Here is an 8,157-nt window from a genome sequence, read left to right as displayed (position 1 = left end):
GGGTCGCCGCCGTCCGGTACGCCTCCCCGGCGAGCCGCATCGACGCCTCGGGCTGGCCGGCGGCCAGCGACGCGGACTGTAGGGCGAGCGCCCGTGACCGGGCGACGCGCTCCTGGCCGAGCGCACCCGCGCGCTGCTCGTACGCCAGCCCGCCCGCGCCCACGGCGAGGACCAGCAGGGCCACGAGCGTGGCCAGCATCCACTGCCGCAGGCGCACCTGACGCCGGGCCTGCTGCTCCCGGCCGTCCTCCGCGGCCCGGCTCGCCCGCAGGAAGGCCTCCTCCAGCGGCCCGAGGCGGCTGCGGCCGTCGAGCTCGTCGGCCCACGCGCGGGCGGTGTCCAGCCGGGTCCCGCGGTACAGGGCCGAAGGATCGCGGCCCTCGCGCTCCCATTCGGCGGCGGCGTAGCCCAGCTGCTGGTGGATCAGCAGGCCCGCCCGGTCGGCGTGGATCCAGCCGCGCAGCCGCGGCCAGGCGTGCAGCAGGGCCTCGTGGGTGATCTCGACGGTGTCGCTGTCCATGGTGATCAGCCGGGCCCGGACGAAGGTGTCGAGCGCCGCCGCGGCCCGGTCGGCGTCGACCAGCTGTGCCATCAGGGCGGTGCGGCCCATCCGGCGGCGGGTGGCGCCCGTGCCGTCGGCGACGTGGACCAGGCGCACCAGGACGCGGCGGATCGTCCGCTGATCGTCCGGGTACAGGCGGGCGAAGACGGTCTCGGCGGTCCGCGCGATCGCGCCCCGGATGCCGCCGGTCCGCTCGTACCCGGCGACGGTCAGCGTGCCTCCCCGGCGTTGCTGCCAGGTCGCCATCAACGCGTGGGAGACCAGCGGGAGCGCGCCGGAGGGGGTGTGGCCGGGGGTGTCCTCGCGCAGACCCGCGTCCCGCAGCAGCAGGGGGACCAGGCCGGGTTCCAGCGTGACCCCGGCGAGTTCCGCCGGACACGTGATCGATTCCCGCAGCTCCGCCAGGGTCATCGGCGGCAGGACGAACAGTCCCGCCGTGAAGACCGTGGCCAGCTCCGGCAGGTCCAGGCAGCTCCCGGAGAAGTCGGCCCGTACGCCGAGCACCACCACGGCGGGGTCCGGCCCGGCCCCCGCGGGCCCCGAGGTGGACACGGCCGACAGCACCCGTACGAAGACGTGCCGCTCCTCCTCGTCGGAGCAGAGGGTGAACAGCTCCTCGAACTGATCGATGATCAGCACGAGCCGGACGGGCGGTTGCCGGTGGCCCGGGTCCGACAGCCGGTCGACGGCTTCGAGCAGCACCTGGGGCCGGTCCCGCAGCTCCTGGGCGGTGATGCCGGGATCGGCTCCCAGGACCTTGGCGGTCCGGTCCAGCAGCTCCTCCAGCGGATGCGCGGTGGGAGTGAACCGGACCACCGGCCATCCGGCGGCGCCGGGCATCGGGAACCCGCCCCGGCGCCGCAGAGCCGGTACGAGACCGGCGTTCAGCAGGGACGACTTGCCGGCGCCCGACGGGGCGACCAGCATCAGCGGCCCGCCCCCGACGCGTTCGAAGACCCGCTCGACCAGCTCGGCAGTCGCCCGCTCCCGGCCGAAGAACCATCCCGCGTCCCGCGCGGTGAAGGCCGACAGGCCGCGGTAGGGGCACTCGCCGTCCGGCTGACGGCCGGTCGCCGACCCGGTCGCCGACCCCGTCCCGGTCCCCGTCCCGGGCGGTTCCGTCTCCCTTACCATCCGCAGCAGTTCGCCCCCCGCCCCCAGTACCTCGTCGCAGCGGCGTGCCACATCGGCGGTCGCCCGTTTCGCGCCGGTCTCGATCTTGCTGAGATAGCCCTTGCTGTAATGCGTCTGACGGGCCATGTCGGCGAGGGACAGACCGCGTTGCACACGCAGACGTCGCAGCTGCGCGGGAAAGGGCGGTGTGGTGTCGTCGTCGGATGATTCGTGCTGGTGATCGGATTTCCGTCGGCGGTCCGGATCCCCCAAGACATCCCCCATGGCGTGCCCGGGCAGTGAGATGGCACTGCCCAGGCTACAGCCGGGGTCGGGCCGATTACGGCCGGTTGAGCCGGATCGAGTTGACGGGCGTCAGGTCGGCGTAGACACCGGTCTCGGCGGCGATCGGGCTGCCGCAGCCACCCCCGTTGCTGCCGCTGCACAGGTTTGCGGTCGCACCGCCGGTCTGGTTGTTGAGCACCCAGTGGTTCCCGTACTGGTTGCTCAGGTTGTGCGCCCCGTAGCTGTAGAAGATGTGCGTCGGCTTGACGGCGGGGTCCTGGTTCTGGGGGTAGATGCAGACCGCCCCGTCCGGACAGCCCGCCCACGCGTCGGCCGGCTGGGCCAGCGCCGTACCGCTGAGCGCGATCACGGCGGTGGCCGCGGTGGCGAGAGCGGCGGCGCCGCGGAACATCTTGCGCATGATTTCCCCTTGGGGTCGTGCCTGGTGCGGACGGTTCCAGCCTGCGGGCGCCGTGCACCGGGGTCGACGGGTTTCCCGTTGCCCGTCGGGGGAGTGCCGCGGGAAACCCCCGCCGACCAGCCGGGCCGCGCGCCGGAGGTCAACAGGCCCGTCCGCGGTGGCCTCGCCGGTGCGCTCCGCGGGGCCGGGCGCAGGCCGCCAAGGCGACGCGCGGCCGTCCACTCGTCCGGACCTCAAAATGGGGCCGTCTGCCCACGGGTTGCGCTCTTCCGCTTGTCCATCGTGGCGATTTGCCCGGATCGCCCATAACTTCGGCATTGTGACGAATCGACAGCTCACGGTCCTCGCATGCATCTCAGCCGTCATGGCCGCAGGCCTCGGCGTGGCGGCGCCGCCCGCCGAGGCGGCCACGCGCACGGTGCATCCGGGCGAATCGATCCAGGAAGCGGTGGATGCCGCACTGCCGGGAGACCGCATCCGCGTGCTCCCCGGCACCTACCACGAGAGCGTGAACATCACGAAGCCCCTGAGCCTGCGCGGATCGGGGCCGGAAACCGTGATCATGCCTCCGGTCACGCCCGCGCGCGCCGAGAACCCCTGTGCGCAGAGCGGCAACGGCATCTGCGTCATAGGAGCCGCGGAGAAGACCGTGGACCGGGTGAGCATCCGGTCGCTGAGGCTGACGGGGTTCAGGAAGAGCGGCATCTGGGCCACTCGTACCGACCGGTTGAGGGTCGAAGGGGTGATCGCCGAGAGGAACGGCACCTGGGGCATCGCACAGGAGCGCTCCACCCGGGGGGTGTTCCGCCGCAACACCGCGCGTGACAACGCGGAGTCCGGCATCTTCGTCGCCAACACCATCGACCGCGAGGGCGGCGCCACCGACACCGGCGGTGCCGTGATCCGCGGCAACACGCTGACCGGGAACCGGATCGGGGTCACGGTCCGGCGGGTGCGGAACCTCACCGTCAACGACAACATCCTCACCGGCAACTGCGGCGGGATCTTCGTCGTCGGGGACGAGGGCGAGCCGGGCGCCGGCGCCATGGTCATCCGGGGCAACTGGATCTACGAGAACAACAAGTTCTGCAAGGGCAACACCCGCCTGCCCGACATCCAGGGCGTCGGCATCGTCCTCACCGGAGCCGAGGAGACGGTCGTCCGATCGAACTCCATTCGCGGCAACGTGGGCTCCTCGCCGCTGTCCGGCGGAATCCTCCTGTTCAAGAGCTTCGTGGGCGCCCAGAACACCGACAACGTCATCAAGGACAACGACGTGCGGGGCAACCAGCCGGCGGACCTGGCCAACCAGGGGACGGGATCCGGCAACACGTTCGTCGGCAACCGGTGCGGGACCTCCCAGCCCGCGGGGATGTGCTGACCGGTGATCCCCCTCATCAGCGGAATCGAGGCCGTATGACCACGGTAGGCACCAACCCCAACCCCACCGCCACCGCTCCCGCGGCCGCCCCCCAGTCGGCGATGCGGCTGCGCGAGCTCGTCTTCGGCGCGGCGATCGCCGCCGCCGTCCGCGCTGCGGCCCGCCTCGGCGTCGCCGACGCGCTCGGGGAGCCGCCCGCCACCGCGGCCGAGCTCGCCTCGGCGGTGGGGTGCGAATCCAAGCCACTGCACCGGCTGCTCCGCGCCCTCTCCTGCTACGGCGTCTTCGCGGAGACGCCGGACGGGAAGTTCGTCCACACGGAGATGTCACGCCTGCTGCGCGAGGACGATCCGCACAGCCTGCGCTACATCTCCCTGTGGTGCACGGAGCCGTGGACCTGGCAGGCCTGGCCCCTGCTCGACGAGGCGGTGCGCTCCGGCGGAAGCGTCTTCCACGACCTGTACGGCAAGGGGTTCTTCGACTACCTGCACCAGGACGCGCACGAGTCCGCCCACGTGTTCAACCGGGCCATGACCACCTCCAGCATGCAGTCGGCGCTGGACGTCGCGGAACTCCTCGACCTCACCGGGGTCTCGGTGGTCGCGGACATCGGCGGCGGCCAGGGGCACGTCCTGGCGAGCCTGCTGGAGAAGCACCCCTCCGTACGGGGGGTCCTGCTCGACCTGCCGGGTGTGGCGGCGAAGGCGGATCCCCGGCTCCGCGAGGGCGGCCCGCTCGCCGAGCGCACGGACATCCTCCCCGGGGACTGCCGCGAGGCGATCCCGGTGCAGGCCGACCTGTACATCATCAAGAACATCCTGGAGTGGGACGACGACAGCACCCGCAGGACCCTGCGGAACGTCATCGCGGCGGCCCGCCCCGGAGCCAGGGTCGTCATCATCGAGAACCTGGTGGACGACACCCCGTCGATGAAGTTCACCACCGCCATGGACCTGATGCTGCTGCTCAACGTGGGCGGCGCGAAGCACACCAAGGAAAGCCTCGTCACGCGGATGGCGGACGCCGGCCTGGAGGTCGGCGAGATCCGGCCGGTCAACCCGTACCTGCACGCGTTCGAGTGCACCGTACCGGGGTGAGCGCGGTACTCACGCCCGCGCCCCCGGGACCGGCACGGAGCCGGTTCCGGGGGCGCGGGTACCGCTGATCGCGCCGGACTCCCGCCTCACGCGCCCGTCATCAGCGCGTTGTTGACGAGGTCCAGGAATTCGCGCGGCGACCTGCACCGCTCCGCGTCGGGGGGCAGGGGCCGTCCGTGCCGGTTCTCCAGCTCCCCGACGATGCCGAGCAGCCCCAGGGAATCGAGCCCCCACTCGTCGAAGCCGGCCTCGGGACGGCTCGCCATCTCGGTGGGGTCGACGGTGACGCCCGCACCCTTGTGCATCAGGGCGGCCAGTTCTTCCATCGTCAGTCGATCGGTCATGACGGACTTCTCCTCAGGCTTGCGCCGGCGGACGCCGGTCGGTGATCAGACGCATTTCGGAGCGTTCCAGGAAGCGGGAGATCTCCTCGTCGGTCGTGGGGACGCCGTCCTTGGCGCTGTCGAGCAGCCGGGCGAGCACGGCCGCCTTGTGATCGCCCTCGACACCGAGCGCCAGGGCGGGCCGGGCGTCGAGCTTCCCGTGCATGTCGAGCAGCCGGACGACGAAGTCGTCGCGCTGGAAGACGGTGCTGGCCACGATGGGGCTCGCGGCATCGCCCACGGCGGCCTCGTCCTGTCCGGCCAGCAGCCGCGCGAGCGCCATGCCGCACCCGTCCTTCGCCGGATAGAACAGCGCGCGCCGCCGGATGTCCTCCGGCTCGGGCCCGCCGGACGACACGTGGTGCACCGCGGGGAGCGCGGCCCGGGTGAAGAACATCCGGGCTGATCCGGGGTCGCTGAGGTCCCGGTCCTGCTCCAGGTACGGATTGAGGGCCGCCTCCAGGGCCCGCACCTCGGGCTGTCCGGCCACATGGCGCAGGGCCACCAGAAGGTCGCCCTCCACCTCGACGGCCCGCACCACCCGGTTCCCGTGCATGAAGAGGGAGGTGCGGCGCAGCCGGGTCTTCTCGTCCACCTCGGCCTGCGGGGAGCAGTACCCGGCCAGCAGCTCCGCGACGACGTCCTCGCTGCCCGGCTTGACGGTGAAGGTGAGCGCATGGCGTACGACGCCGTCCCCCCGCCGGGGAGCGGAGGCGGCCGGGCCGGGTTCGGCCGGTGCGCCCGGTGCGGAGGACCTGCCGGTCTTCCGCAGCACGTTGAACCGCAACGAGCGGGTGTCGCGCACGCAGTCGTGCAGCGGCTTGACCGTCGCGACGTGCTCCTCGCTGTTCAGCCAGGACAGGAAGCGCGGGGCGCTCTCCCATTCGCTGGTGATGAGCCACTGCGAGGGATTCTCGATGGACTGGCACAACTCGTCGCTGATGTGTCCGGGTACGGACGACACCTGCCGGCGCATGTGCTCGTAGACCTCGAGGAACTGATTCTGAGCCCCGTCGTACAGGTCCAGCAGCAGCACGACGCGAAGCCTCGCGCCGTCGAAGGCGGACTGGGATATCCGTTCCGACAAGGTCGTCATCGTTCACACTCCTTCGAGACATCGCGGTCGCCACGGGGCGGCGCCACCCGAACCGATCGTGGTCCGGTACTGCCATCGGCGCGAGAGGAGAGAACCAAGCGGGTGAACGGGCGAGGGAACGCCCCTCGCACAGGGCATGAGAAGTGCCATGAAGGAAAACGTCGACCACCGCGTCCCGGTCCTCATCGTGGGCGGCTCGCTGGTGGGCCTGTGCACCTCGCTCTTTCTGGGCCGGCACGGCATCAGGCACATGCTGGTCGAGAAGCATGCGGGTACCTCGATGCACCCGCGCGGACGCGGGATCAACGTACGGACCATGGAGCTGTTCCGAGTCGCCGGCGTGGAGGACCGGATCCGTGAGGCCGCCTCGGTCCTGGCGGACAACCACGGCATCATGCAGGGCGGATCGCTGACCGGCGACGACCTGGAGTGGCTGTTCGAGGAGATCGACCCCGGGGGTGCGCTCGCCCGCTTCAGCCCGGCGGCGTGGTGCCTGTGCAGCCAGAACGACATCGAGCCGGTGCTGATGTCCGTGACCCCCGAGCTCGGGGCGGACCTGCGGTTCTCCACCGAACTCCTCTCCTTCGACCCCGACGACACCGGTGTGACCGCGATCGTGAAGAACCGGGAGACCGGGGAGCACAGCACCGTCCGCGCCGACTACCTCGTCGCCGCCGACGGGCCGCGCAGCCCCGTCCGCGAGCAGCTGGGCATCGGCCAGAGCGGCCACGGCGACCTGTTCCACAACGTGAGCGTCACCTTCCGGTCCCGCGGACTCGCCGAAGTGGTCGGCGACCGGCGCTTCATCGTGTGCTACCTGACCAAGCCGGGCGCGGACGGGGCCCTGCTCCCCGTCGACAACCGCGAGCGGTGGGTCTTCCACGCGCCGTGGCACCCCGACCGGGGCGAGACGATCGAAGACTTCACCGACGAGCGCTGCGTCGAGCACATCCGGCGGGCCGTCGGCGCGCCCGACCTGGACGTCGAGATCACCGGGAAGGCGCCGTGGCACGCCGCCGAGCGCGTCGCCGAACGGTACGGGACCGGACGGGTCTTCCTCGCGGGCGACTCCGCCCACGAGATGTCCCCCACCGGGGCGTTCGGCTCGAACACCGGTATCCAGGACGCGCACAACCTCGCCTGGAAGCTCGCCGCCGTGCTGAACGGCACGGCGGGCCCGCGGCTGCTGCAGACCTACGAGGCCGAGCGGCTGCCCGTCGCGCGGGCGACGAGCGAGCGCGCCTCGGCCCGCTCGGCGGAGCACAGCCACCCGGGGTACGAGCCCGAGTCCGCCCCCGCCCCACGCGGTGGCGGCCGGCCGGGCGGGGTCCTCTCCGTCGCCATGGGCTACCGCTACAACCTGGGCGCCGTCCTCGGCACGGACCCGGAACTGCCCGTCGTGCCCGAGCGGATGCGGCTGACCGGCGAGCCGGGCACGCGCGCACCGCACATGTGGCTGCGGGGGCCCGGCGGGCGGACGTCCACGGTGGACCTCTACGAGCGGTCCTTCGTGCTGCTCAGCTCCGAGGGCACCCCCTGGCGGGCGGCGGCGCGGTCCGCCGCCGGGCAATTGGGCGTGAGCCTGGACGCGTACGCGATCGGCACCAGCCCCGAGGCCGACCTGGCCACGGAGGAGGGCGCCGACTGGGCCGAGGTCCACGGCACGACGAAGACCGGCGCGGTCGTCGTACGCCCGGACGGCTTCGTGGCCTGGCGTTCGGCGGAAGCCGTGGCCGATCCCGAAGCCGTCCTGCACGAGGTGCTGAGCGCGCTGCTGTACCTGTCCTGACCACCGGCCGGCACCCGGCCCCGCGCACCG

Annotated in this window: 7 protein-coding genes; 3 read left to right on the top strand and 4 right to left on the bottom strand. The window is 72.0% G+C overall.

Features of this window, described 5'->3' with window-relative positions; translation table 11 throughout:
* Together ACFCZ1_RS28530 and ACFCZ1_RS28525 are read right to left on the bottom strand one after the other, a co-directional pair.
* On the bottom strand, positions 1-1,822 hold a 1,822-nt coding region (locus tag ACFCZ1_RS28530), incomplete at its 3' end, for an ATP-binding protein (RefSeq protein ID WP_376681139.1).
* A gap of 193 nt (positions 1,823-2,015) precedes the next feature.
* On the bottom strand, positions 2,016-2,381 hold the full coding sequence (locus ACFCZ1_RS28525; RefSeq protein WP_376681138.1) for a hypothetical protein: 366 nt from the start codon (positions 2,379-2,381) through the stop codon (positions 2,016-2,018).
* A gap of 319 nt (positions 2,382-2,700) precedes the next feature.
* On the opposite strand from ACFCZ1_RS28525, the gene ACFCZ1_RS28520 reads away from it, so the two are divergent.
* Positions 2,701-3,762: a nitrous oxide reductase family maturation protein NosD gene (locus tag ACFCZ1_RS28520; RefSeq protein WP_376681137.1), complete on the top strand. Its 1,062-nt coding sequence runs from the start codon at positions 2,701-2,703 to the stop codon at positions 3,760-3,762.
* 35 nt (positions 3,763-3,797) lie between these two features.
* Entirely contained in the window at positions 3,798-4,859 is a 1,062-nt protein-coding gene (locus ACFCZ1_RS28515) for a methyltransferase (protein WP_376681136.1), read from the top strand.
* 86 nt (positions 4,860-4,945) lie between these two features.
* Here ACFCZ1_RS28515 and ACFCZ1_RS28510 read toward each other — a convergent pair whose 3' ends face one another.
* Entirely contained in the window at positions 4,946-5,203 is a 258-nt protein-coding gene (locus ACFCZ1_RS28510; protein ID WP_376681135.1) for an acyl carrier protein, read from the bottom strand.
* 13 nt (positions 5,204-5,216) lie between these two features.
* Complete coding sequence (locus tag ACFCZ1_RS28505) at positions 5,217-6,338, bottom strand: SchA/CurD-like domain-containing protein (protein WP_376681134.1); 1,122 nt, start codon at positions 6,336-6,338, stop codon at positions 5,217-5,219.
* A 148-nt stretch (positions 6,339-6,486) separates the two neighbouring features.
* Here ACFCZ1_RS28505 and ACFCZ1_RS28500 point away from each other — a divergent pair, with 148 nt between their 5' ends.
* On the top strand, positions 6,487-8,127 hold the full coding sequence (locus ACFCZ1_RS28500) for an FAD-dependent oxidoreductase (protein WP_376681133.1): 1,641 nt from the start codon (positions 6,487-6,489) through the stop codon (positions 8,125-8,127).
* Positions 8,128-8,157 lie beyond the last annotated feature (30 nt).

This window comes from Streptomyces sp. NPDC056224 (assembly GCF_042267665.1).
GTDB lineage: Bacteria > Actinomycetota > Actinomycetes > Streptomycetales > Streptomycetaceae > Streptomyces.
This window is presented reverse-complemented; position numbering and strand designations above follow the sequence as displayed.